This window comes from Klebsiella sp. K-3, assembly GCF_051207495.1.
GTDB lineage: Bacteria > Pseudomonadota > Gammaproteobacteria > Enterobacterales > Enterobacteriaceae > Klebsiella > Klebsiella aerogenes.
The window spans coordinates 22,738-47,624 of record NZ_JBPNXF010000012.1 but is presented as its reverse complement, the minus strand read 5'-3'; the positions used below and the strand labels follow the sequence as shown (position 1 = coordinate 47,624).

The 24,887-nt window shown below is 55.2% G+C and carries 24 protein-coding genes; 9 read left to right on the top strand and 15 right to left on the bottom strand.

Translation table 11 applies throughout. From position 1 onward, the window contains the following. Window positions 1–44: 44 nt before the first annotated feature. From dbpA to zntB, 3 genes are all read right to left on the bottom strand, one after another. The gene (dbpA, locus tag ACSEMK_RS19675) at window positions 45–1,418 is read right to left on the bottom strand and encodes an ATP-dependent RNA helicase DbpA (protein WP_087859635.1); all 1,374 of its coding nucleotides are present in this window, start codon (window positions 1,416–1,418) and stop codon (window positions 45–47) included. 14 nt (window positions 1,419–1,432) lie between these two features. Then, window positions 1,433–1,624, bottom strand: coding sequence for a proline-rich small protein YnaL (gene ynaL, locus ACSEMK_RS19670; RefSeq protein ID WP_087859447.1), 192 nt, complete (start codon window positions 1,622–1,624; stop codon window positions 1,433–1,435). 278 nt (window positions 1,625–1,902) lie between these two features. Beyond that, on the bottom strand, window positions 1,903–2,886 hold the full coding sequence (gene zntB / locus ACSEMK_RS19665) for a zinc transporter ZntB (protein ID WP_045397470.1): 984 nt from the start codon (window positions 2,884–2,886) through the stop codon (window positions 1,903–1,905). 180 nt (window positions 2,887–3,066) lie between these two features. On the opposite strand from zntB, the gene ACSEMK_RS19660 reads away from it, so the two are divergent. Next, complete coding sequence (locus ACSEMK_RS19660) at window positions 3,067–3,510, top strand: GNAT family N-acetyltransferase (RefSeq protein ID WP_435336631.1); 444 nt, start codon at window positions 3,067–3,069, stop codon at window positions 3,508–3,510. A 403-nt stretch (window positions 3,511–3,913) separates the two neighbouring features. On the opposite strand, the gene ACSEMK_RS19655 is transcribed toward ACSEMK_RS19660, so the two are convergent. The 4 genes from ACSEMK_RS19655 to ACSEMK_RS19640 are packed head-to-tail and all read right to left on the bottom strand — an operon-like array spanning window position 3,914 to window position 8,167. Continuing rightward, window positions 3,914–4,831 (bottom strand): ROK family protein, encoded by a 918-nt coding sequence (locus ACSEMK_RS19655; RefSeq protein WP_430915373.1) that lies wholly within the window; start codon window positions 4,829–4,831, stop codon window positions 3,914–3,916. After that, entirely contained in the window at window positions 4,828–5,688 is an 861-nt protein-coding gene (locus ACSEMK_RS19650; protein WP_087859443.1) for an ABC transporter permease, read from the bottom strand. The genes ACSEMK_RS19655 and ACSEMK_RS19650 overlap by 4 nt, the downstream gene beginning before the upstream one ends. A gap of 1 nt (window position 5,689) precedes the next feature. Beyond that, window positions 5,690–6,610 (bottom strand): ABC transporter permease, encoded by a 921-nt coding sequence (locus ACSEMK_RS19645; RefSeq protein ID WP_430915372.1) that lies wholly within the window; start codon window positions 6,608–6,610, stop codon window positions 5,690–5,692. Between the two features lie 24 nt (window positions 6,611–6,634). Then, complete coding sequence (locus ACSEMK_RS19640) at window positions 6,635–8,167, bottom strand: ABC transporter substrate-binding protein (protein WP_430915371.1); 1,533 nt, start codon at window positions 8,165–8,167, stop codon at window positions 6,635–6,637. A 232-nt stretch (window positions 8,168–8,399) separates the two neighbouring features. Here ACSEMK_RS19640 and ACSEMK_RS19635 point away from each other — a divergent pair, with 232 nt between their 5' ends. From ACSEMK_RS19635 to ACSEMK_RS19615, 5 genes are all read left to right on the top strand, one after another. Next, window positions 8,400–9,533 (top strand): ROK family transcriptional regulator, encoded by a 1,134-nt coding sequence (locus ACSEMK_RS19635; RefSeq protein WP_213316221.1) that lies wholly within the window; start codon window positions 8,400–8,402, stop codon window positions 9,531–9,533. 13 nt (window positions 9,534–9,546) lie between these two features. Beyond that, window positions 9,547–10,998, top strand: coding sequence for a M81 family metallopeptidase (locus tag ACSEMK_RS19630; RefSeq protein ID WP_087859441.1), 1,452 nt, complete (start codon window positions 9,547–9,549; stop codon window positions 10,996–10,998). 3 nt (window positions 10,999–11,001) lie between these two features. Next, a complete protein-coding gene (locus tag ACSEMK_RS19625; RefSeq protein WP_430915370.1) occupies window positions 11,002–12,819 on the top strand; it encodes an ABC transporter ATP-binding protein in 1,818 nt (605 codons plus the stop codon). Window positions 12,820–13,006: 187 nt separating this feature from the next. Beyond that, the gene (locus ACSEMK_RS19620; protein WP_271032671.1) at window positions 13,007–13,753 is read left to right on the top strand and encodes a DeoR/GlpR family DNA-binding transcription regulator; all 747 of its coding nucleotides are present in this window, start codon (window positions 13,007–13,009) and stop codon (window positions 13,751–13,753) included. 13 nt (window positions 13,754–13,766) lie between these two features. Further along, the gene (locus ACSEMK_RS19615) at window positions 13,767–14,849 is read left to right on the top strand and encodes an oxidoreductase (protein ID WP_271032672.1); all 1,083 of its coding nucleotides are present in this window, start codon (window positions 13,767–13,769) and stop codon (window positions 14,847–14,849) included. Window positions 14,850–14,888: 39 nt separating this feature from the next. On the opposite strand, the gene ACSEMK_RS19610 is transcribed toward ACSEMK_RS19615, so the two are convergent. Both ACSEMK_RS19610 and ACSEMK_RS19605 read right to left on the bottom strand, forming a co-directional pair. Further along, window positions 14,889–15,521 (bottom strand): helix-turn-helix transcriptional regulator, encoded by a 633-nt coding sequence (locus tag ACSEMK_RS19610; RefSeq protein WP_316424033.1) that lies wholly within the window; start codon window positions 15,519–15,521, stop codon window positions 14,889–14,891. Continuing rightward, window positions 15,518–16,495, bottom strand: coding sequence for a threo-3-hydroxy-L-aspartate ammonia-lyase (locus ACSEMK_RS19605; RefSeq protein ID WP_087859436.1), 978 nt, complete (start codon window positions 16,493–16,495; stop codon window positions 15,518–15,520). The genes ACSEMK_RS19610 and ACSEMK_RS19605 overlap by 4 nt, the downstream gene beginning before the upstream one ends. 248 nt (window positions 16,496–16,743) lie before the next feature. Between ACSEMK_RS19605 and ACSEMK_RS19600 the strand changes: the two genes are divergently transcribed. Next, window positions 16,744–16,938 carry a hypothetical protein gene (locus ACSEMK_RS19600; protein WP_015366303.1) on the top strand — a complete coding sequence of 65 codons (195 nt, stop codon included), beginning with the start codon at window positions 16,744–16,746 and terminating at the stop codon, window positions 16,936–16,938. Window positions 16,939–17,018: 80 nt separating this feature from the next. Here ACSEMK_RS19600 and ACSEMK_RS19595 read toward each other — a convergent pair whose 3' ends face one another. After that, window positions 17,019–17,777: a hypothetical protein gene (locus ACSEMK_RS19595; RefSeq protein ID WP_435336630.1), complete on the bottom strand. Its 759-nt coding sequence runs from the start codon at window positions 17,775–17,777 to the stop codon at window positions 17,019–17,021. Between the two features lie 461 nt (window positions 17,778–18,238). Between ACSEMK_RS19595 and ACSEMK_RS19590 the strand changes: the two genes are divergently transcribed. Both ACSEMK_RS19590 and bdcA read left to right on the top strand, forming a co-directional pair. Beyond that, the gene (locus tag ACSEMK_RS19590) at window positions 18,239–18,805 is read left to right on the top strand and encodes a DJ-1/PfpI family protein (RefSeq protein ID WP_113373199.1); all 567 of its coding nucleotides are present in this window, start codon (window positions 18,239–18,241) and stop codon (window positions 18,803–18,805) included. Between the two features lie 162 nt (window positions 18,806–18,967). Then, window positions 18,968–19,681: an SDR family oxidoreductase gene (bdcA, locus tag ACSEMK_RS19585; RefSeq protein WP_316424038.1), complete on the top strand. Its 714-nt coding sequence runs from the start codon at window positions 18,968–18,970 to the stop codon at window positions 19,679–19,681. A gap of 50 nt (window positions 19,682–19,731) precedes the next feature. Here bdcA and ACSEMK_RS19580 read toward each other — a convergent pair whose 3' ends face one another. From ACSEMK_RS19580 to tssF, 5 genes are read right to left on the bottom strand one after another with little or no spacing between them, the layout of a single operon-like run. Continuing rightward, window positions 19,732–21,078, bottom strand: coding sequence for a VasL domain-containing protein (locus ACSEMK_RS19580; RefSeq protein ID WP_087859432.1), 1,347 nt, complete (start codon window positions 21,076–21,078; stop codon window positions 19,732–19,734). 21 nt (window positions 21,079–21,099) lie between these two features. Next, the gene (tssE, locus tag ACSEMK_RS19575; protein WP_430915368.1) at window positions 21,100–21,543 is read right to left on the bottom strand and encodes a type VI secretion system baseplate subunit TssE; all 444 of its coding nucleotides are present in this window, start codon (window positions 21,541–21,543) and stop codon (window positions 21,100–21,102) included. 1 nt (window position 21,544) lies between these two features. Further along, window positions 21,545–22,081 carry a type VI secretion system lipoprotein TssJ gene (tssJ, locus tag ACSEMK_RS19570; protein ID WP_430915367.1) on the bottom strand — a complete coding sequence of 179 codons (537 nt, stop codon included), beginning with the start codon at window positions 22,079–22,081 and terminating at the stop codon, window positions 21,545–21,547. Continuing rightward, window positions 22,062–23,087: a type VI secretion system baseplate subunit TssG gene (gene tssG, locus ACSEMK_RS19565; RefSeq protein ID WP_395226337.1), complete on the bottom strand. Its 1,026-nt coding sequence runs from the start codon at window positions 23,085–23,087 to the stop codon at window positions 22,062–22,064. Before tssG ends, tssJ begins: the two co-directional genes overlap by 20 nt. Before the next feature lie 29 nt (window positions 23,088–23,116). Next, window positions 23,117–24,880 (bottom strand): type VI secretion system baseplate subunit TssF, encoded by a 1,764-nt coding sequence (gene tssF, locus ACSEMK_RS19560; protein WP_213793906.1) that lies wholly within the window; start codon window positions 24,878–24,880, stop codon window positions 23,117–23,119. Between the last annotated feature and the right edge of the window lie 7 nt (window positions 24,881–24,887).

The window sequence follows — 24,887 nt, the reverse complement described above, 5'->3', positions numbered from 1 at the left end:
GCAACGCGTCTCCGGCAACCGCCGGAGACCGTCACTTGCCGCCCTTACTTCAGCAAACGTACGCGGCAGGACTTGCCTTTGATCTTGCCGTTTTGCAGCTGCTTATAGGCCTTTTGCGCCACGCCCTGACGAATAGCGACATAAACATGCGCGGGATGAACGTTGATCTTACCGATATCGGCGCCATCAAACCCCATATCGCCAGTTAACGCCCCCAGCACATCGCCCGGACGCATTTTCGCCTTCTTACCGCCATCAATACACAGGGTCGCCATCTCCGCCTGCAGCGGCGCAATATTATTACCCGCCGGCGCGTTAACCCAGTTGAGTTTGATCTGCAGCATTTCAGCAAGAATGTTAGCGCGCTGCGCCTCTTCCGGCGCGCAGAAACTAATCGCCAGGCCGCTTTCACCTGCGCGAGCGGTTCGCCCGATACGGTGAACGTGAACTTCAGGATCCCACGCCAGTTCAAAGTTAACCACCAGCTCCAGCGATTTGATATCCAGGCCGCGCGCCGCAACGTCGGTCGCCACCAGTACGCGCGCGCTACCGTTGGCAAAACGCACCAACGTCTGATCGCGGTCACGCTGCTCCAGGTCGCCATGCAGCGACAGCGCGCTCTGGCCGGCAGCATTCAACGCATCGCATACCGCCTGACAGTCGCGCTTAGTATTACAAAATACCACGCAGGAAGCCGGCTGATGCTGGCTGAGCAATTTTTGCAGCAGCTTGATTTTACCGCTTTGCGAAACGTCGAAGAACTGCTGTTCAATAGACGGCAGCGCATCAACGCTATCGATTTCAATCGTCTGCGGATCCCGCTGCACCCGGCCGCTGATGGCGGCGATAGCTTCCGGCCAGGTCGCGGAGAACAGTAATGTCTGGCGCGAAGCTGGCGCATAACGAATCACTTCATCAATAGCATCGCTGAAGCCCATATCGAGCATACGATCGGCTTCATCCATAACCAGCGTCTGCAGCGCATCCAGCGATACGGTCCCCTTCTGCAGGTGGTCAAGCAGGCGGCCAGGCGTGGCGACAATAATATGCGGCGCGTGCTGTAAGGAATCGCGCTGGGCTCCGAAAGGCTGGCCGCCGCAGAGGGTTAATACTTTAATATTTGGCAAAAAGCGCGCCAGGCGACGCAGTTCGCCAGCGACCTGATCCGCCAGTTCGCGGGTCGGGCACAGCACCAGTGATTGGGTCTGGAACAGACCGGCGTCAACGTGCTGTAGCAATCCCAGACCAAAGGCCGCCGTTTTACCGCTGCCGGTTTTCGCCTGTACGCGCACATCCTTCCCGGCCAGGATAGCCGGCAATGCGGCGGCCTGCACCGGCGTCATCGCGTGGTATCCCAGTTCGTTAAGGTTGTTCAGTTGAGCTTCGGGCAAAAGGTTCAGTGTTGAAAAAGCGGTCACAATGTTTTCTCGCATTAAAGGGCGGACAATCTGCAGGCGCGTATCCTCGCAGATCTCCGCTCTTGATGCGACAATTTAATCGGATCATCGTCCGGCGGCGGGTCGGGAAGCGGGTGCGGACGGGGCCGCGGATCGGGTACGGGCACCGGGTCGTTGGGCTCAGGGCCGATGGGTATCGACTGCAAGGAAAGCGCCAGGTTACGCATAGTTTATCCCCTCTCTTTACAGGACTATTCTTTAAGCGTAGAAGTTAGCTGGCAGAGCGCAAAAAAAAAGCCGACTCAATGAAGTCGGCGTCGTACGAATCAATTGTGCTATGCAGTAATTCAAAAAAGGAAGTAAGACAATATGGAGCGCAACGCCCATCGCTTGACGTTGCATTCACCTGCGAGAGAGATATTGCCCTGAATGGGTAGATGGTTTATTGATTTCGCTCAAATATTGCCGGGGTTTCAGCGGCAAAATCGCCTGAAAAGACAATTTCTTACAACCATTTACTACGATGTAACCACCAGGTAACACCACCGATTAGAACGACTAACATTACGCAAAATATCGAAAAACCAAGATGCCAGCTGTTACCCGGGATACCGCCAAGGTTGACGCCAAACAGTCCGGTCAGGAAGGTGCTGGGCAAAAAAACCATCGCCATCAACGACATCGTGTAAGTCCGTCGCGACAGCGACTCCTGCATAATCTGCGCGATTTCATCGCTCATGATTGCCGTACGGGCAATACAGCTGTCAATCTCATCAAGACCGCGGCCAAGGCGGTCGGCAATATCCTGCATCCGGCGACGGTGATCGTCACTCATCCACGGCAAGCGCTCACTGGCAAGACGGGCGTAGACATCGCGCTGGGGAGCCATATAGCGGCGCATCACGATGAGCTGCTTACGCAGCAGCGCCAGAAATCCGCGCGGCGGCACCTGCTGGTCGAGCAGGTCATCTTCAAGGTCGATAATCCGGTCATGCAGCTGTTCGATAAACTCGCTGGCGTGATCGGTCAACGCATCGCAGATTTCCACCAGCCAGCTGCCGCAATCCGTCGGCCCGTTGCCCTCCTGCAGATCGCCCAGCACGTCATCCAGCGCCAGCACCTTGCGCTGACGGGTAGAGACAATCAGCCGCTCGTCCATATACAGACGCATCGCCACCAGTTGATCGGGGCGTTCATCGGTGCTGCCGTTGATACAACGCAAGGTAATCAGCGCGCCATCGCCGATGCGCGTCACCCGCGGACGAGTGCTTTCCCCGGCCAGCGCGTCACGAACGTTATTCGGCAACAGCGGCGTGGCGGCTAACCAGTCGGCGCTGTCGGTATGGGTATAATTGAGATGTAGCCAGCAGGGATTGCTCTTATCGATATTATCGTTATCAGCCAGCGGCTTTACGCCGCCCTGCCCGTCGAGCACCCATGCAAAGATGGCGTCCGGCACTTTCAGCTCCGAGCCCTTAATCGCGTCCACTGAACCTCCATTAATGCATGCCTGTAAAAAGCGTGAATAATCCATAAGGTACGCTATTCGGCTGAATTTCGCCTCCCGCAATCGTCGCAATCGCCTAACAAATACGCAGCATAGCGCGTTTGGCGACAGCTGATCATATTTGTATTACAATTACATCCGTAATTGTAATGAGGTTTTAGTATGAATATTTATCAAGCCCAGCCCCAGGATGTCGATACCGTCCTGCCGCTGTATCTCGCCTATCGTCGTTTCTATCAGGTCGAAGAAAATCTCGTTCAGGCGCGGGAGTTCATCCTTAAGCGCCTGCAACTGAATGAGTCGGTCATTTTCTTCGCAGAAGTGGACGGCAAAGCGGTGGGCTTTACCCAGCTCTATCCCCTGTTCTGCTCGCTGGAAATGAAGCGCATCTGGCTGCTTTACGATCTGTACGTTGATGAGTCTGCCCGCCAGCACGGCGTGGCGCAGCAACTGATTGCCCGTGCCGAACAACTGGCAAAAGAGAGTGATTCCGCATTTATTATGCTCAGCACGGCAACCGATAATACTAAAGCGCAGGCGTTATACGAGCGTAGCGGCTTCGTACGTGATATGGATTTTTACGTCTATAACAAAATGCTCAAGTAAGTTGTTCAGGCCATCAGAAAGGGAGAACCCGCCATTGGCGGGTTCTTATTAGTTCGTATCAGTCGTCGGCTAATCCACAGTATTAACCCTTGCCATCGTCTGGGCGGGCGCAGGGCAGGATTAGCAGGAAGCGTTCATTTTTTCTCTTCCGCATAGCGGCGGGCGTTATCGTGTAAATTGGTGCACATGGTTATTACTCCATTTTTATAAGCAGACTAAGAGCCTATCCCATTAGGGCTATTTTACTTGCCATTTTGAACCAGGGCAGTGCTCGAAATCCTCACGTACTACGTGTACGCTCCGGTTTCTGCGCGCTGTCCGTGTTCAAACTGGCTGCGCCAATTACGCCTACTGGGATAGGCTCTAATCCTAGAAGCTTCCGTCAGATTTGCCACATTCCTGGCTAAAATTTTTCCCAGCCCAGCACCGATGCCCCCAGTAATCCCCCTTCGCGACTAAATTGCCCGGCGACCAGTAGTGGCTCAGCGCTCTTCAGCAGAATCTTTGCCCGCAACGCTGTATCAAGGCGCGCCAGCAACGCCGTTTCACCCGCCAGCCCGCCGCCAGCGACGATTTTATGCGGCCCGAGAATGTTCACCGTATGGGCCAACGGTTCGCTTACCAGATCGAGCCATACTTCGAGGGTCAACACCGCAGTCTCTTCCCCCGCCTTGCCTCGCGTTACAATCTCGACACTGCTTAGCGTCTGGCCGCTAAGTAGTTGGTGCAGCCGCTGCATCCCTTTTGCTCCGCCAAGGGTATCAAGACACCCCTGCTGTCCGCAGCCGCAGGTTAACCGCGGTAACTCAATTCCCCGTAGATGAGTACGCGTAATGGGTCCGTGCCCCCACTCGGCGCCGATTCCCTGATTGCCGTAGAGGATGTTACCGTTGATGGCAATCCCACCGCCGATCCCGCTGCCGAGGATCACGCCCAACACCACCGGCAGATCTTTTGCCGCGCCGAAACGCGCCTCGGCTAAGGTAAAACAGTCCGCATCGTTGGCCATCGTCACCGGACGCCCAAACTCAGCCTGCAGCGATTGGGTAATATCAATACCGGCGAACGGCGGAATGTTGCTCGACAGAATACGGTCATTGGCGACATCCACCACTCCGGCGCAGGAGAGCGCCAGTGGACTCTGTTCACTAATCGCATCGCCATATTGCGCGATAATCTCCTGCACGGCGCAAACGAAGTCGGGCCAGGAGCTTAGCGGCATCGCCCGCTGGCGCGGCATAACCAGTTTCCCCGGCGCTTGAGAAACCGCGCTTTTAATAAAGGAGCCGCCAATATCCAGACACAGCACGCTGTTACTCATAGGCGCGAATCCATTAAATCACGCAGGCCATCTCCCAACAGGTTGAAGCCCAATACCGAAAAGACAATAGCCAGTCCCGGCCATAGCGAAATTCCCAGGCTGATGCCAAGGAAGTTACGCCCGTCGCTCATCATTGTCCCCCACTCCGGCATCGGCGGTTGCACGCCCATGCCGAGGAAGGACAGCGAAGCCGCGGCGAGGATCACCGAGCCGCCGGTCAATGTCGCCTGCACGGTAATCGGCCCCAGGGTATTACGCAGAATGTAGTGAATTATCTGTCGGCGGTAGCCAATCCCCAGCGCCCGCGCCGCTTCCATGTACTCCATATTCTTGATGCCCAAGGTAAGGTTACGGCTGAGACGCGCGTAAACCGGCACCGAGAAGATAGCGATCGCCAACAGCATATTCATCAACCCTGCGCCGAGGACGCTGACCAGCAGGATAGCCAGCACGATGCCGGGAAAAGCGAAAATGACATCCATCACCCACATAATCAGGTGGTCGACACTTTTACCGCACAGGGCGGCGATAATGCCCAGAGGCAGCCCCATCAGTAGCGACAGCGCCACGCTGACCACCACTTCAATCAGCGAGATCCTGGCGCCGTAAATGGTGCGGGAAAAGATATCGCGGCCATAGTCATCGGTGCCCAGCCAGTGGTCGGCCGACGGCGCGGAGAGAATATTCAGCAGGTCCTGCGCATAGGGATCGTAGTGGCTTAACCACGGCGCGAAGAGCGCACATACCAGGATTAAGGCGACGATGATGCCGCCAAGGGTCAGCGAGGGATGCTCCATCCCCCAACGCAGGCCGCTGAGAACGCCGCTGCGCGATTTGGCGAGTGAAATTTCCGACATATCAGTCAAACCTTATTTTCGGATTGATTCTGGCGATAATCATCTCGCCAACCAGGTTCATCACCACCACGCTTGTCACCGTAATCATCGTCACTCCCTGGATGACGGGGTAATCGCGATAGCGTACCGAATCCACCAGATAGCGGCCTATCCCAGGCCAGTTAAACACCGACTCGGTCACCACCGCGCCGCCGATCAGGCTGCCGAAGTTCAGTGCGATAATCGTCACGATGGGGATCAGCGCATTGCGCAGCGCATGCTTGAAATAGACCTGAAACGGCGCCAGCCCTTTGGCCCGCGCGGTGCGGATGTAATCCTCTCCTAATACGTCAACCATACTCGAGCGGGTCATCCGCGACATCACCGCCATCGGGAAAATCCCCAGGCAAACCGACGGCAGGATATAGCTTTTCCAGCCTTCGGCGCCCAGTAGCGGCAGCCAACCCAGCTTCACGGAAAAGGTATCCATGGCGATCAGCGCTAGCCAGAAATTGGCTATCGACGCGCCGGCAATCGCCACCAGCATCAGCACATGGTCGGCCACATGATTGCGGTAAATCGCCGCGCACATTCCCATTGGAATGCCGAGGATCACCGCCATCATCCACGCCAGCAATGCCAGGCCTAAAGTATAAGGAACCCGTTCGCTCATTTCGGCGGAGACCGGCTGGCCGGACTTCAACGAAGTGCCAAAATCCCCCTTCAGCATTCCGCTAACGAAATGGCCATACTGCACCGCCAGCGGATCGTCCAGACCGAGGCGCGTATGCATCCGGCTGACATCATCCTGGGTGGCCTGCGGCCCGGCCATCAGGCGGGCCGGGTCACCGGGGAGCATTCTGATCGCCATAAAGACAATCAGCGATGCCCCCAGTAGGATCAGCGGCAAAGAAAGCAGTTTTTTAATCACATAAGCTTTCATAACAACTCCACGCTGGCCCCAGCGTTATGGTTTTTGCGCTTCGGTAACGATAATTTCGCCGCCCGGTTCCATTCGCACGCCTTTAATGGTGGCGCGGGTGGCGTACAAATCGTCCTGGAAGTAGAGCATCACATGCGGCGCGTCCTGCATAATGGCCTTTTGCGCCGCCACATATTCGGCGATACGCGCGTTGTCATCCATGGTGGTCGCCGCTTTGTCTAACAGCTCATCCACCTGCGGGTTGCGGTAGAATCCGAGATTGGCCCCAGCCGGCGCGGCGCTCTGCGAATAGTAAAGCGGGCGCAACTGCAAATCAGATCCATTAAGCCCGGAAGACCAGGAAGCCAGCACCGCATCGGTACGGTTGGCCAACTTTTCCGCCGCCGGGGCAAACGCCGCTTTGCTCCAGACGCCGCTCTCCATCTGCTGGATATTGAGCTTGACGCCAACTTTAGCCCACATCGCCTGCAGGATTTGCGCGGTACGCGCATCTGGTCCCTGCACGGCGATGTTCATCTCAAAGCCCTGCGGATAACCGGCCTCTTTTAATAGCGCTTTCGCTTTATTGAGATCCCACGGATAGTCGTTGAGGGTTTTATCATATCCTTCGTTCACCGGGGCCAGCGGTGAGTTGGCGGCAGAAGCAAACCCAAACATCACCGCCTTCAGCAGCGCTTCTTTGTCGGTCGCCAGGTTCAGCGCCTGACGCACGCGGACATCATTTAGCGGTTTTTGCTCAACGTTGAGCGCCACCCAGAATACGGATGCACCCTGCCCCTGCTCCAGCTTCACCTGTGGGTTGCTTTTCAACTGCAGACCAAACTGCGGCGGTACCGGGTTAATCACATCGACCTGACCGGAAAGCAGCGCCATGTTCATCACCGACGGCTCAGCGCTCCAGGTCCACTTAATCTCATCCGGGCCGTGATTCTCGCCCCAGTATTTCGGGTTTTTCTTCTCCAGCACGTATTCACCGGTTTTATACTCCTGCAGCATATATGGGCCGGTACCGTCCGCTTTCCGGCCAATGGTACCAGCTTTCGCCGCCGCAGGGCTCACCATCTTCGCCGAGCCGCCGGTCAACAGATTGAGGAAAGAGGGATAGACCTTTTTCAGCGTAATCTCGACGTTGTCATCATCGAGCTTCTTCACGAATGCGATCACGTTGCGCATCCGCGAACTGGCTGCCAGTCCGCCTTTCGGGTCGATATGTCGTTCGATATTGGCGACTACCGCATCGGCATTGAACGGCGAGCCGTCATGGAAAGTGACGTTTTTACGCAGGGTAAAAGTCCAGACTTTACCGTCATCGCTGACCTTCCAGGCGGTAGCCAGCGCCGGGGCGATTTTGAAATCCGGCGACAAATCCACCAGACCTTCATACATCGGTTTTAATACGGTATCGGTAAAGGTCGCGGTTTGGTCGCCCGGATCCATGCTACGCGGAGGTTCGTTTTGCATCACGTTCAGCGTTGCCGCCTGCAGCGCCGTCGCTCCGCCGGCTGCCAGTAAGCCTGCCAGAATGGCAAGTCGATATTTATTCATAATTGCCTTCATCCGTTAACCCCTACCTGTCTGTTATGTCGCCAGTTGTGGCTGTTATGTTGCGATTAGGTTTTCTTTTTACCCAAAACAGAGTCCCATAAATGTGATATTAGCCATGATTAACGCTTAATTAGGTAATAAATTTAACTTATATGTGATGGTTTAGTTATTTTTGAAAATAAACTGATTGCTAAAGCGCCAGTCCGCGATTATGTTCAGAAAAAAGCGTTATGGCTGAGTAACTATGCTGAACAAACTCCACCAACAATTGATTCATCTGGTCTGCAGCGAGGAAGGCGCCAGCCGCGCAGATCTCGCCCGCCTGACGGGTATGAGTAAGGCGGCCATTGGCGCACTGGTAAAAGAGATGCTGGCTGATGGTCTGCTACAGGAGAGCGATATGGCCGCTTCCGGCGGTCAGGGACGCCCCTCCGTCACCCTTTCGCTGGCGCCGGACGCCGCTTACGCCATCGGCATCTCGCTGATTGATAACCAGTTGGTGTTGGTACTGATGAATGCCAGCGGTGAGAAAATCGCCGAGCGCCTGCTCACGCCGCAGCTTGAAATTCCCGACGTAATCCAGCAACTGGCGGGTGAAATCCGCAGTTTGTTAAACGATACGCTCATTGAGCGCCAACGGCTGGTCGGCATCGGTTTTGCCCTGTCTGCCTTTGTCGACGCTGCGCAATCGGTCTGCGTACAGTCGGCGTTGCTCGGCTGGCATCAGGTGCCGCTGGCTGAACTGTTAAGCCGCGCGACCGGCGGGATCCCGGTATTTATTGAAAACGACACCCGGGCGCTGGCGAACTGGGAGAAAACGTTTGGCCATCTACGCAAGCTGGAGAGCGCAGTGGTGATATCGCACGGCAGCGGCATCGGCAGCGCGGCGGTTATCTATAACCGAATCTGGCGCGGCGCCCACGGCGGCGCAGGCGAAATAGCCCACTGCACCATCGTGCCGGCGGGCACGCCTTGTCGCTGCGGGAAGCGTGGCTGTCTCGACACCATCGCGTCTCTCACCGCCATCTTTGAACAGGCGCGCATGGCTGGTATCGACACCGACCACCTGGATGAACTGGAGGCCATGGCGCGTAAGGGCCACACCGCCGCCATCCAGATCCTGCATCGGGCCGGCGACGCCTTAGGATTGGCTATTTCACATCAGATCCAGACCCACGATCCGGCGGCGATCATGCTTGCCCACCAGCCGGATAGCTTTAACGGTTTACTGAATACCGTGATGCAACAAGCCATTGAAACCAACCTGCTGCCGGGGATGGCGGGGAAAACGCCGCTTATCTATCGCCCGCTGGCTCCAGATAGCTGGGCGCTCGCCGCGGCGAGCGTCGCTCTGACTCACGTTCTCTTTCCAGGATAATTTCGAGGTCCCTATGCGCATTGCCGTTGGTGGAATACATATTGAATGCAGCACGTTTAACCCGGTACTGACTCATGAAGCAGAGTTTCGCACCGTCAGAGGCGATGCCCTGCTGCAGGCGCCCCACTTTCAGTTTTTACGTGAGTATCCGGCGACGTTTCTGCCGACGCTGCACACCCGGGCGATTCCCGGCGGCCCGGTAGCACGGGAAACTTACGAACAGTTCAAGGCCGAATTCTTAAGCCGTCTGCAGGCGCAACTGCCGATCGACGGCCTGTACCTCGCGATGCACGGCGCAATGTACGTTGAAGGTATGGAAGACGCTGAAGGCGACTGGATCGCTGCTGCCCGCGCCTGCGTCGGCGATGACTGCCCGATTGCCGTCAGCTACGATCTACACGGTAACGTGACCCAGCGCATTATCGACGCCATCGACATGTTCTCAACCTATCGCACCGCGCCGCATATCGATATTGAAGAGACCATGCGCCGTTCGGTCAGTATGCTGGTAGATAGTCTGCAAAGCGGCGTGCGCCCGGGCATAGTGTGGGCTCCCATCCCGGTATTACTCCCTGGCGAGCGGACCAGTACGGAAGATGAGCCAGCGAAAAGTCTCTATGCCATGCTGCCAAACAGCGACCAGATAGACGGCGTACTCGATAGCTCATTAATGGTCGGCTACGTGTGGGCCGACGAACCGCGCGCCACCGCCGCGGCCATTTTTACCGGCACCGATCGCGCGGTGCTGGAGCAACAGGCCGCGAAACTGGCGCAGGCCTATTGGGACGTGCGGGAAGATTTTGTTTTCGGCTGCCGGACGGGCAGCGTCGCCGAATGCGTCGCTCAGGCTATCGCCAGCGCCACGGGCCCGGTTATCCTGGCGGATTCGGGCGATAATCCCACCGGCGGCGGCGTCGGCGATCGCGGCGACGTGCTCGCTGAACTGCTACGTCAGCAGGCGCAAAATACCCTTGTCGCCGGCATTACCGACGCGCCGGCAACACGTTCGGCGTTTGAAGCCGGCATCGGCGCAGAACTGCAGTTAACGGTCGGCGCCAGCCTCGATCCGACGGGCGTCAGCGCGAGCGCGCGTTTTACCGTCACTGGTCTGCTGGCGGCGGATCCGCAGCGCCCGGCCAATCAGGCGGTGCTACAGACAGATGGGATTACCGTAGTGGTGGCCGACCGTCGTCGTCCGTATCACGATATCGCTGACTTTAGCGCGCTGGGACTCGACCCGCGGCAGGTGAAAATTCTGGTGGTCAAATCCGGCTATTTATCGCCGGAACTGGCGCCGCTGGCCAATCCGAATCTGATGGCGCTCTCGGAAGGGGTGGTCGATCAGGATATTGAACGGGTGGCGCGCCTGCGAATGCTGACCCCCACCTGGCCGTTTAAGCGTGACCTCGAATTCACTCCACTGGTGCGGGTTTCCGCCCGCGCGCCCTTTGCCAGGGAGTCCTGAGTCATGAACCGTGAAACGCCTGCGCCAGTGCTGGCCGTCGACAATCTGAGCGTCTCATTCCGCCACGGCGAGAGCTGGCAGAAGGTGGTGCGTAATATTAGTTTTAGCCTTTATCCTGGTAAGACGCTGGCGATTGTTGGCGAATCCGGCTCAGGCAAAAGCGTGACGGCGATGGCCATTATGCGCCTGCTTTCTACCCGCCATAGCCGTACCGAGGGACAGGTGCTGCTCGGCGGTAAATCACTGCTCGAGATTCCTGAAGAGGAAATGCGTCGCGTACGCGGCGCCGAGGTAGCGATGATTTTTCAGGAGCCGATGACCAGTCTCAATCCGGCATTTACCATTGGCAACCAAATAGCGGAAGTCTTTATTCGCCATCAAGGTTTATCGGCGCGCCAGGCGAAACAGGAGGCCATCGCCCTGCTGGATAAAGTCCGCATTCCGCATGCTGCGCAGCGTTTCGATGAATATCCGCATCAGTTTTCCGGCGGTATGCGCCAGCGCGCGATGATCGCGATGGCGCTGGCCCTGAAGCCTAAACTGCTGATCGCCGATGAACCCACGACCGCGCTGGACGTCACTATCCAGGGGCAAATCCTTGATCTGATCAAAACCCTGCAGGCAGAAAACAATACCGCGGTGCTGTTTATTACCCATGATATGGGCGTAGTCGCGGAAACCGCCGACGATACGCTGGTGATGTTCCGCGGCGATGCCATCGAATGCGAGCGCACGCCGACGCTATTCGCCGCCCCGCAGCAGCCCTATACCCGCGCGCTGCTGGCCTCGGTACCCGCGGCAGGTGAAATGGATATGAGCTCGACACCCTGTAAGTTCCCATCGGTGAACCTACAAACGGGGGACATTCGTCGTTTTCCGCCAGAGCCAGACCTTAGCCTGACCAGCAACGAACCGGTGTTATCCGTCAAAAACCTGGTCACCCGGTTTCCGGTTAAAAAAGGTTTTTTTAATCAGTTAGCCGGGCATATTCACGCCGTAGAAAACGTCAGCTTTGATTTATGGCCCGGCGAAACGCTATCGCTGGTGGGCGAATCAGGTTGCGGTAAATCGACCACCGGTCGCAGTCTCATTCGTCTGGTCCAGGCGCAATCCGGTCATGTTCGCCTGAATGGCTATGACGTCCTGCAAGCCGGGCGCCAGCAGCAAAAGCGGATGCGCCAGGATATCCAGATGATTTTTCAGGATCCGTTCGCCAGTCTGAATCCACGGCTGAAAATCCAGGAAACGCTGATTGAACCGCTGCTGGAAAATGGCCTTGCCACCCGCCAGCAGGCGCTGGCGCGCGCCCATGAATTAATTGAGAAAGTGGGTCTCAGCGTCGCGGTGCTTAACCGCTATCCACATGAATTCTCCGGTGGTCAGCGCCAGCGCATCTGCATTGCTCGCGCGCTGGCGATGAATCCCAAGGTGATTATCGCCGACGAGTCGGTGTCGGCGCTGGATGTATCGGTCAAGGCGCAGGTGGTCAATCTGATTATCGAACTGCAGCGAACGATGAAAATCGCGTTTCTGTTCATCTCGCATGATATGGCGGTGATTGAACGCATCAGCCACCGGGTGGCGGTGATGTATCTTGGTGAAATCGTCGAAATTGGCCCACGGCAGGCCATTTTCGCTAATCCGCAGCACCCGTATACGCAAAAGCTGATTGCGGCGATCCCGAAAACCGATCCGTCTCGTCGCCATCTGTTGCGTGAAGTCAATAACGATGAACTGCCCTCGCCGTTTCGCGATAAAGACTGGCAGCCGCCGACCCGCCGCTACGAACAAGTCGGTAATCAGCACTGGGTAATGCGCTGAGCGCATTATATTTAAATAGACCGGTTGAACGCGTCTCAGGCTGCGCTAAGCCGGTCCCCCTTCCCAAAAAGCGATGCACAATCACCCTTTTAACTGGTAACGCATTTTTTGCTGTTTATTGCGATTCACATTCCCACATCATGCTGTATTATGCAGGTTATTGCAGTATTTTGCAGGAAAAGCGATTATGCATAAAACCGCACGACAACAGTTTTTGCTCGAACTACTGAGCGAAAACGGTCAAATTAGCATCAGTGAACTGGTTGAACGATTGCAGGTCTCGCCCGATACCGTCCGCCGCGATCTTGGTGACCTGGAAAAACGCGGACTGGTGCAGAAAAACCATGGCGGCGCTATCGCTCTCGATCTTCCGGCCATGAATCGCCAGGGGCGCAATGCGCTGCTGCCCGAGACTAAACAGCGCCTCGGCGCGCTGGTCGCCCGTGAAGTTCCACCGGGAGCAACACTATTTTTAGACGCCGGCAGCACGGTACTTGCCGTCGCCGCTCATCTAAAAGGGCCGCTGACGGTCATCACCCCTTCGCTGGATATTGCACAACTATTTAGCGAACGGCCCGATATCGAGTTGGTTTTACTCGGCGGTAAATGGGATATGCGGCAGCGGTTGTTTGCCGGTAGCGCTACGCTTACGCTGCTTTCCCGTTACCGCGCGGATATCGCCATTCTGGGCGCCTGCGCGATCCATGCGCGGCAAGGGCTTAGCGCCAGCCAGGAAGCAGATGCGGAAGTAAAACGCGCCATGCTGGCAGCCAGCATCGAGCACTGGCTGGTGGCTGACCATCTAAAACTTGATCGCTGCGAGCCTTACCTGGTCGCCGAACTGAAACACATCGATCGTCTGTTCCTCGACAAGCCGTGGCACGCGCTTGGCGAAGACAATTCAATGCAGGTCAGCATTGCTGACGCTGAATAACGTGGAGAAAGTCATGCATAAAGTTATCACCGGCGCAGGTAAACCCATTAATATTGCGCTGATCGGCTATGGATTTGTCGGCAAAACGTTTCACGCGCCGCTCATTAACTCGGTCGAAGGGTTAAAGCTTGCCGTCGTCGCCTCCCGCGATGAAGCCAAAGTGAAGCAGGACCTGCCGGATGTCACGGTAATCGCTTCGCCGGAAGAGGCCATTCAGCATCCGGACGTTGACCTGGTGGTACTCGCTTCGCCAAACGCCACCCACGCCCCGCTGGCTCGCCTGGCGCTCAATGCCGGTAAGCACGTAGTGGTAGATAAACCTTTTACTCTCGATATGCAGGAAGCGCGCGAGCTGATCGCGCTGGCTGAAGAAAAGCAACGCCTGCTTTCAGTATTCCATAACCGCCGTTGGGATAGCGATTATCTTGGCATTAAGCAAACCATCGAGCAGGGGCTAATCGGCAAGGTTAAGCATTTCGAGTCGCATATCGATCGCTTCCGCCCGGAAGTACGCGTCCGCTGGCGCGAGCAGAACGTGCCCGGCAGCGGCCTGTGGTTTGATATTGGCCCCCATCTGATCGACCAGACGCTACAACTTTTCGGCCTGCCGCAAACTGTACAGGGCAATATCGCCACCCTGCGACAGGGTGCGGAGATCAACGATTGGGCGCACGTGGTACTGAACTATCCGCAGCACAAAGTGATTCTGCACTGTAGTATGCTGGTTGCCGGCGGCGTCTCGCGTTTTACGGTCCACGGCGATAGCGGCAGCGTTGTGAAACTGAAAGCAGACCAGCAGGAGAGCCAGCTGCTGGCTGGGGTCATCCCAGGGAGCGAAAGCTGGGGCCAGGATGACGACAGCATGACGCTGTTCGATGCCAGCCTGCAGACGCACACGCTCGCCACGCCGAAAGGCGATCAGCGCCAGTACTATATTCAGGTTCGCGATGCCCTGTTGGGCAAAATCGCCAACCCGGTGCCGCCGCTACAGGCGCTGGCGGTAATGGCGGTGCTGGAAGCCGCCGTTGCCTCATCAGAAAGCGGCAGCGTGCAAAAGCTGGCGTTAACCGCCGACGAACTGGCCGGGCTTCAGTAAATATCCAGATGGAATAGCGGCTGCACCTCCTCGCGGCCGCTAGGCTTCTCTCTCCTGCCGGGCGTATAAATAAGCTGTCGCACGCGAAATACCAAGATGCTGCGCAACCATTTCCATCGACTTGCGCAGATCTAATAGCCCCTCTTTACGCAACTGTTGAATGACCATTTTACGATCCGCTGCGCTCAGCGCCCTGGCTGTCGTCGCCCGCTCGGCGGCAAATGCATCAATTCGTTGGCGAATGGCCGCCGCACCGCCGGGTTCAAGATGTTCGGTCACCGCGGCGCTTTCCGTAGCGGTAAAACGCGTTAACGCGCTTTGCATACCGCGAAACAACGTGATATCGACGTTAAGACAAAGCGCGGCTACATATTCACCACTCTCCCCTTTAATACCGATAGAGGTACTTTTCACCGCACGACCGTCAGCAAACTGATTAGCATAGTTGGCGACAACGGCCGGGAACTCGGCGCTGGCAATCCGCGCTAACCCCATCTCGGTCGCCGCTTGACCAACCTCTCTGCCCGAGAGGTTATTGTGAATTGATAAAATGGCGTGCTGAGGATGCGTGAGGTCATGCACGACCACTTCGCAAAACGGCGCAAAGGTTTCGCTTAACCCCTGAGCGAGGATATCAAGCTGCGCCAGCAAGGGTGACAACTCACTACTCATAAGCCGTTCCCGGTGCCTAATAAGGCGCTATAACGGCTCATATCCACATTACCGCCGCTGATGATAATGCCGACTTTTTTACCCCGCAGCTGCGCCATAGCGTTCCGGGCGGCAGCAAAACCCAGACAACCTGTCGGTTCAACCACCATTTTCATTCGCTCAGCGAGAAATTTCATCGACGCGACTAATTCATCGTCACTCACGGTCAGGATATCGTCGACGTGTTGCTGTATTAGCGGAAAAGTATATTGCCCCAGATGCTGGGTTTGCGCGCCGTCGGCGATGGTTTTCGGCGTCTCAATGTGCACAATGCTTCCGCAACGAAACGACTGCTGGCCGTCATTGCCAGCTTCAGGCTCTACGCCATAGACTTTACACCCCGGAGACAGATGACGTGCCGCCAGCGCCGAGCCTGACAGCAGACCACCGCCGCCGAGGCAGACAAACAGCGCATCGAGCGGACCGACCTCTTCTATTAACTCTTTCGCCGCTGTCCCCTGCCCGGCAATCACGTGCGGATGATCGTAAGGAGGGATAAGCGTAAACCCATGCTGCTGCGACAGGTCACGTCCGATCTGTTCGCGATCCTCCGTGTAACGGTCATAAAAAACCACTTTGCCGCCGTAGTCCCGGGTGGCGGCGACTTTCGCCGCTGGCGCATCATGTGGCATCACGATGGTTGCCGGAATGCCCAGCAGTTTGGCCGCCAGCGCGATGGCCTGCGCATGATTGCCAGAAGAAAACGCCACTACCCCGGCCCGTTTTTGCGCTGGGCTAAACTGTTGCAACGCGTTCATTGCGCCGCGAAATTTAAACGCCCCCATGCGCTGAAAGTTTTCACACTTTAAAAACAGCTGCGCTGAGTATCGTTCATCCAGGGTACGCGAGGTCATCACAGGCGTTCGGTTGGCGTAGTCGGCAATGCGCTGCGCGGCTGCCGCCACGTCGCGATAATCGGGGAGTTGTAGAGTCATTGTTTCGCCTTGTTGATCAATGGATAGCCATCTTTAATACATTTAGTCTAATTAAATACATTATGTATGATCAACAATCAATCGCAAATGGTATAGATCGCAACCAGAGGAAAATGTGCCCCGCCGGGCTATTGCCTGCTGGAAATTTCCCACATTTGGGAGCAGGATATAATCAAATACCTGATTATTGTGGTAACGCCCCATTAGCTTCTGCGGACGCAGCCCGACACACTGGACAGGAGAATGTCATGTATTACACGTTAGGAGAAAAGACCCTCCACTTTTATCGCTATCAGTGCCGTTACTACGTCGCCCATTGGGACGGCGGCCACGTGATGACCGAGCAGTTCAAGCCTTTTATCGCCGGGATCAGCGAAAAGACCGGCCTGGAAGCAAAGCGTGTGGAAGCGGTCGCTCGCGATTACTTTACCAACGTGGATTAACGCAACGCTTCAGTATCACCAGAAAATACTAAAACGGCACCTTAAAGGTGCCGTTCTACATTCACTTCACTGATAAATAATCACGCTACGGGGATTTTTGAAATAATATATTCTAATGATTCATCAATATTCTCACCTGCCAGCATTTTCTTGCGCACGTCAAACACCCGTCCGGTACGCAAGAATTTTAAAGAAACCTTATCATTATTCACCCCTTTATCGGTTAATACGACTTCACTCAACGGAACGATAAAGGTATCTGAGTACAACTTTGGTTTAACTATCAATTTATCGCCAGAAAGACCGATTATAACGCGCTCCTTGAGGCGTACCCCATTCCAGATATTGAGAACTCCTACTGCGACCAATAAGTAGCCAATTCCCACGCCCATCACCAGAACAATAACCCCCATGCATAAAGCAATAGCTCCGGTAGGAACAAATCGGGATGTATCGCATGTTAATTTATAACTTTTGTCTTCAGGCTTCGATATATCAACCGCAGTTTTAGTGCTGTAAATATCAAGACCTGCGTTGCAGTATCGTTCGTAGCTAAAAAGATAACCGATTAAAAACACCAAACCAATCGGCACCATAGTAATTCCACCGATATAAGCAAACACAATACCAACACGCGGAGCTTTCGGTAATAACAGAACGCTTGCAACCTGAGCAACTATAGCAAGGGGAAGTACTATTGTGACCAAATCTTTAATCAAACGCAGCGTTCGATCGTAGCCATAATAATCTGAAAGCGAGTTAACCTCATTGAGCACCAAAAGAAACATGGCTAAGTTAATAATAATACCAATCAATGTCAGGCGGTGAATTTTATTCATTCATGCTCCATTATGCTTACTCATCGTAAAATATTACTTTAAATAATAAATTTACACTATATCGGCAATATTAAATCCATTATTAACGCCCACCAACGCTCAACCACTCGAGATACCCGAATATATTCACAGGTGTGAAAAATGGAAAGCATATATACGGCAGACAGTATATCCCAACGGATTACCCCCCAATTAAATAGAGAACAAGCCGATATTAACAAATACATTGCACCCGTCAACCAAAAAGCAAAACTTAGAAAATAGAAGTTATTTATTTATCGATAAATTTTTTGCCACTCCATTTAATTCATATTTTAAATTTATTAGACATTATCCAATACACCCAAACTATATTTTATCGCTATTGTCGCTATCCTGTCTTATTCATACGTTAACTGTTGGCATTGTTCATTTTACCAGGCTATACCTTAGGCATCATTATTCATCAAGGAGCTGTCGCAATGGGCAAGAAAATATTGATGCTGGTGGGCGATTACGCCGAAGATTACGAAACCATGGTACCGTTTCAGGCGCTACAGATGATCGGCTATCAGGTTGATGCCGTTTGTCCTGATAAAAGCAAAGGCGACTATATTTTGACGGCGATTCATGATTTTGACGGCGCGCAAACCTACAGCGAAAAACCCGGTCATCGCTTTGTGCTGAACGCCGACTTCGAAAGCGCAGAAGAGCAAGACTACGACGCGCTGCTCATCCCCGGCGGCCGTGCGCCCGAATATTTACGCCTGAATGAGCAGGTAATTAAGCTGGTACAGGCTTTTGACGCTGCGCAAAAGCCGATTGCCGCCGTCTGCCACGGCCCGCAAATTCTCGCCGCGGCGGGGATTCTCAAAGGCCGTACCTGTAGCGCTTATCCGGCTTGTGCCCCGGAAGTGCGGCTGAGCGGAGGCCAGTATGCGGATATCGGCATCGACCAGGCGCACGTTGACGGTAATCTGGTCACCGCCCCCGCCTGGCCCGCGCACCCACAGTGGCTGGCTAAATTCATCGAATTACTCCCGCAGTAAGGTTCTGGTCTTATCAGGGACTGGCATTCATTATCGCGTATCTGCTGTAGTGCCAGTCCTGCTAATCACGGACATTTTGTATCACTCACTATATTATTTCTTGACAGCTTTCACCGCTGAACAATATTGTATCGATCACTACAATATAGTGAGGCAAAGGTCATGGCTGTATTTGATAACAAATCGGTACTGGTATTGGGCGGGAGTCGCGGCATTGGCGCGGCGATTGTACGGCGCTTTCGTGCCGACGGCGCGTCGGTGGCTTTCAGCTACGCGGGTTCAGGGCAAGCGGCACAGCAGTTGGCTGGCGAAACCGGCAGTACCGCGGTATTTACCGATAGCGCCGATCGCGATGAAGTGATCAAGCTAGTTCGCGATAGCGGGCCGTTGGATGTACTGGTCGTTAATGCCGGTATAGCCCTCTTTGGCGATGCGCTGGAGCAAGATAGCGATGCGATCGACCGTCTGTTCCGCATCAACATTCATGCCCCCTACCATGCGGCCGTCGAGGCGGCGCGCACGATGCCGGAAGGCGGTAGAATTATCATAATTGGTTCGGTGAATGGGGATCGCATGCCGATGCCTGGCATGGCGGCTTACGCGTTAAGCAAGTCCGCGTTGCAGGGACTGGCGCGCGGGCTGGCGCGAGATTTTGGCCCCCGCGGTATTACGGTGAATATCGTGCAGCCGGGCCCTATTGATACCGATGCCAACCCGGAGAACGGCCCTATGAAAGAACTGATGCACAGTTTTATGGCGATTAAGCGGCATGGCCGCCCGGAAGAAGTTGCGGCAATGGTTGCCTGGCTGGCAGGCCCGGAATCATCGTTTGTGACGGGGGCAATGCACACCATAGATGGCGCATTTGGCGCCTGATATACAGGAGGGCTAGATTAGCTAGCCCTTTATCGCAGCAACCATAACGACTATTCCTTCATGTCTAATTTCAGCAAGGCATAACGAGTAATCAACTGCTGCAAATGCTGTTCTGCCTGATGTTGCTGCGCTGAACTTTGGGCCTGCTCTTGCGGCATCTCCGCCAGCTGACGCAGTTGTTCTTCGACCGGAACAGTACGATTAAACGACTGGGTCATTGCGAACACCGCTGATTTCAGCTCGCTTACGGTTAGATATTTTCCCTTTTGTTCATCCAGCGCATCAAGGCGCTGGGCCAATTGCTGCAACTGCTTCATTCCTTGATGCCATCCATTGAGATTTTCAACCGGCAGCGCGGCGGCGGCGAGCTGTTGCCGCCACTGCCGGGAGAGCGTTTGAGCCTGCTCAGGCCACAGCGTTAGCGCCTGCTGCACCAATCGCTCTCCATCATCGATAGCCCAATCCGGATTGAGCTCAGCCAGCCGCGCCAGCTGCTGCTGGGTCTGTAGTATCCCCTTATCAGCTGACGGCGAGCGCGGCTGAAAGGAACGCAGCTGCTCAGCCGAAAGCGCCACGGGCAATGGCGCCAGGCTGGCGGCGAATTGCACTTGCTCCTGGTCTGATGAATAGAGAACCCGCCATCCCCATATCGTCGCCACCGTTAACAACAGCATGGTGATCATACCGGCAGCAAAGGGGCGCCAGCGCTGTACCGCCGACGGAAGGTCACAACCTGTCGCCATCTCCGCAGTGGTATCCGCGGGGGCAATGTACACCCGTTTTATCCGTTCAACCGACTCATCAACCTCAATAATTGCGTTCCCCGGCACGGTCACGCCGGCGTGCTGCGAATTATCGGCGCGGGCTATGCCATCGCTGTTTTCCAGCCGCACGGCGGCGTTATGTATCAGAGCGACCAGGACATCCAACTGACCGGCATGCTTTAGCTCGAGCCGTTGCAGGGCTGCATCGAGCGCTTTTAGATGTGTTTCCGCTTGATATAATTCGCTGAGGTCGGCATATGCCAGGGTTAACGTGCGCAGCGCCTGCTGTAACCGCTTGCTCAACCCGCAGACGATTTCCATCCGCGCATGCACCGGCTGCGGCCACAAAGCGCCCCATTGACGTGTAATCAATGTTTCAAGAATAGCGAGACCTTCATTGAGGCCAAATAATCCAGCCAACTGCGTGCGGGCCAGCGTGTACCAGGCTGCTGTCTGAAGATCCACACCGTTACGATCAAACAGCGACAGGCATAACTGTTCCGCATATCGCCAGTTAACGTCCGGGCGCGCCGGGTGGCTGAGCTTTTGCATTTCTTCACGCAGCTTTGCGTAGTCCGCCTGCGTGCGCGGGTCCCCCCCGGTAGTGAGGTGGCGTTCAGAATGTGTCGTCATAAGGTTTAACCAAAGTGAGTACTAAATGGCGGTACTGGCATCCAGGTACTGTTGCTGTTTGAGATGGCGAATTAGCACCCTGCCCTCAGGCATAAACTCCGTGCCGTAACGTACCAGACCAATTTCCTTCAGTTCCGCGTCAATGGCATAACGCAGTTCGCCAGGCTGTGTCTGTTCCAACATCTCAACACGGATGCTGCTTAGACGCGGCTCGTATTTGAGTAGTACTGCAGACAGCGTGGTCATAAGCTGGTGCGCGGTGCCCGGCATCCCCTGGAGGATTTTTGTCATATCCGGCAGCCCGTAGTCCGGGAGATGCGCCAATGCTCCCGCCCGGCAATTAAGAATACGCTGCATGTTATCGAGCACCGAAAGAATGACCTGATTTTCTTCGCTGACCTGATGCAGGTCGAGACCGCCGGAAAAATTACCGAACAACGTGTCGTAAAGCGAGAGGCGCGGCATCTTAGTTATCCTTCAACGGTTGCAAGGTTAAACGGTTATGGCCGGCCTCAATAACCCGCGGTTTGTCCGCGTCAAGATCGTCGCGAGTCAACACCAGCCGCCAGCTGTTCCCAGCCAGGTCAGGCGCCATAAACATCCCCGCGATCGCGACGTATTGCGTTGCCGCCTCCAGCGGCATATCAACAGCCACGGATTCTCCGGGGCGCAGACGAATATCTTTCTCGGCAAGCCAATCGCCTTGGATCGCCTGGCTATCCTCAGCAAGCAGCGAAGGATAATCTGTATCATCAAACACCTTACGATCTTTGAGCTGGTATATACGTACTACGGTCGCCAGCGAGGCCCCTTGCGCGTTATTATTCACCCCTTCCCGGGCGCGAATATCCAGATGCAGTGTTTTCACCTGCTTATAAAAAATAGACCTGGTCACTGAGACCGCCCCGTCCTTCACACTCTGCGTCAAGCCGCAACCGGCCAAGGCCGTCGAGAAAATCATCGCCAATAACGCAGCGGAATATTTACCAGCGATAGTCGCCATCTTCATCGTGCTCCCTTCGGTGAATATTTTCCTGGACGCGCTGATAACGCCCTGGATGAATGGTGATAATGTCATTCGAACTGCGATGTGGATTTAGCGGGCGCAGCACTGCAGTACGCCCTAACCGCACCGCTTTTGTTAACTGGCAGGTAAGCTGCGCTTCCGGCAATAAATGACGAGCGACGCATAGTTGAATGCGCACATCCAGGTGTGTGCCGAGCCAAACATGCAGCAACGCCATGAGGTCCTGGAGTCGTTCCCCCCCGGGCAACCATCCCTGCGCTTCCTCATGGTTGCTGGTCGTTAAACGTAACAACACCTGACCATTAACATCCGTGCCGTGGGTTCCCATGACCGGCCTGGCCGCCAGGCTAACGGGATGCCTCACGCTCATGGTCAGCGCCTTTTTCAGCGGAATACGACAGCGGTCGTGATGAAAGATCTCGGCACGAGTTTCCGGCGCCAGCAGTTCAACCAACGCCCTCATTCCTTCCTCCGTTCGTCCCGGAAGAAGCATCAATGGCAGCAGCGCCAAAAAGCGTGATAACGGTATATCCACCGCGGCCGCGCACCCCGTAATCCCCAACCCGGCTAACCCCAATAGGTACTGCGAGGTATTGTCTGTGCCGCCAGCCTGAAATGTCGCCGGGTATGAATATTTACGCCAGATGCGGTAATACTGGCTAATCAACCGATGGTTGAAAATATCCAGAAAATCCGCTGCGGCGGCATACCCCTCGCGGCGCTGCGCGATATCATCAATATAGTGCGTCGGCAGCGGCGACTCGACTCCGTACAATCCCATAAACGTGACGCGAAGCGAGGGCGGTAAGTGCGAAACATCCGCTTCAGGCATTTCAAGTTGCCGAATTTCACTGGCCGGGAATCCCATTCCCGGATGTGGTCGAAAGCGTATCGGTTCATGCCGTATTTGCCAGCCTCCACCGGTCAACGGCGCCTCTGGCTGGCTCTGTTCAAGCAGCTGACTGAAGCGATAAAAATTCATGTACGGCAACCGCTCCCGAGCCTTCGCTATCAACCGGGCAGGCGCGGATTGTGATTCTCTTTCCACCGAATATATTTCCCTTCTGGCTGAACAATAAGCGTAAGCTGGTTGAATTGATTCATATCGGCATAGAGGGCAAAAAAGCGATTCAGCATTTCGCCGAACAGATGAATATCCCCTTCGCCGGTGAACCCTCGGCTGTCGAGGGTCACTTCAATTTCCAACCCTCGTAACAGGAACCCATCTTCAAAACGCTGAAGACGATGATGCTTGACCGACTGGATTGCCTCAAGACGGCGGTAATTCAGCTCATCATCACGCCAGTTATAGAGTGACAGCGTGCCGCGAAGTACCTCGGCGTTACTCATCATATTTAAAAAACGAGTACCCAGATGGCTCATAACCCGCCAGTGAAAGCGATCCTCTGCGGGCGGATAAGCAGGCAACGTCGGCTTACACAGATTCCGCACGCTCAGCTGCGTTTCTGAAACCTGGTCACAGCGGTCAAGCACGGTGCTTTGCAACGCCCGGCGCGGTAATTGCCCGTTGGTGCCAGTGATACGTAGCGATACGGTTTCTCTTTCAAAACCCCGATCGGCTTCCCAGCGCTGGCCGCCCAGGATTAACCAGGTGTCGTGCATTCCGCTGACGCCGCGCTTCACGCGCGTATGGTAATACCGCTCCGGCGCATGGCGGCGCATCATTCCTCCCCGATGTCGGAAACTGGTAAAAGGGACATATCGCGCCTCGCCCGATCGCCCTGAGCCGGTGACGCTATCAACGGAATAAATCTCAGTATGTCCGTCCTGCAAACGTTTCGGCCGCAGCAGGTATTCGCTCTCCAGGCCGCTGATAGTTAACGGATCCGCTTCCAGGGTGAACAGGTTAATCACCGGTACGCAGTGCAGGCGTAGGCAGTCTTCGGTTATGGGTAAATCGCTTTGCCAAAGTTGGTTGAACACCACCTCGATATCAAAATGAGTTATCCCAGCAGGAAAGGTGTAATTGTCCAGACCCTGCAGCTGGACAAACATAAATTTTTCGCGGAAGGAAAAATATTCCAGCAATAGCTGATAACCGCTAAAAGCACTCTCTCCCTTCGGCCACAGGCCGTCCTCCTCGCCGAATCCACCCGGTGAGAAATAGCCGTTAATCTTTATCCGCTCAGCTTGCGTTGGCAGGCGCAGATACATCGCGGCCTGGCGTTTGGTAAGCCACAAATGCAGGGCGCTGCCGGTTACAGCGTCTTCTCCGAGATAAAGCGGCAGGCGGCGCAGATCGGCGTGGGACCAGTCAGCCTGGCCACTGCAGGCAAAACGAATCCTCAGGAGCGAACGCCCGTCCGGCTCGCTGACCATGGCAATTTTCGCCACCGTTATCGGATTCAGCGTCACATCGCGAGTGGTACGGTAGCGGCAAAGGGTATTTTTCGGCCCCACCGGGCGGGACGTTATCTCAAGACCAGCAGGTACCGTTTCCGCCATTTTCATCGCCGTAAGTTCCGGCATGAGAGCCACTATCGATAATGACGGAATAGTGCGCAGGTAATGTGGCCACAGCATACTGACCAACCCTTCGGTGAGCTCCGGTAGATCATCGTCGATCTTTTCACGCAGGCGGCCCATCGAAAACGCAAAGCCTTCAAGCAGCCGCTCCACGTAGGGATCCGGCGTACCGGCTTTGTCGAGATCCAACATTGCCGCCCGATCGGGGTGCGTTTGGGCGAACTCTTTTGCCGCTTCGCGCAGATAACGCATTTCAGCGTCAAAATAGCGTAGGGTTAAATCTTCCATCGTAGGT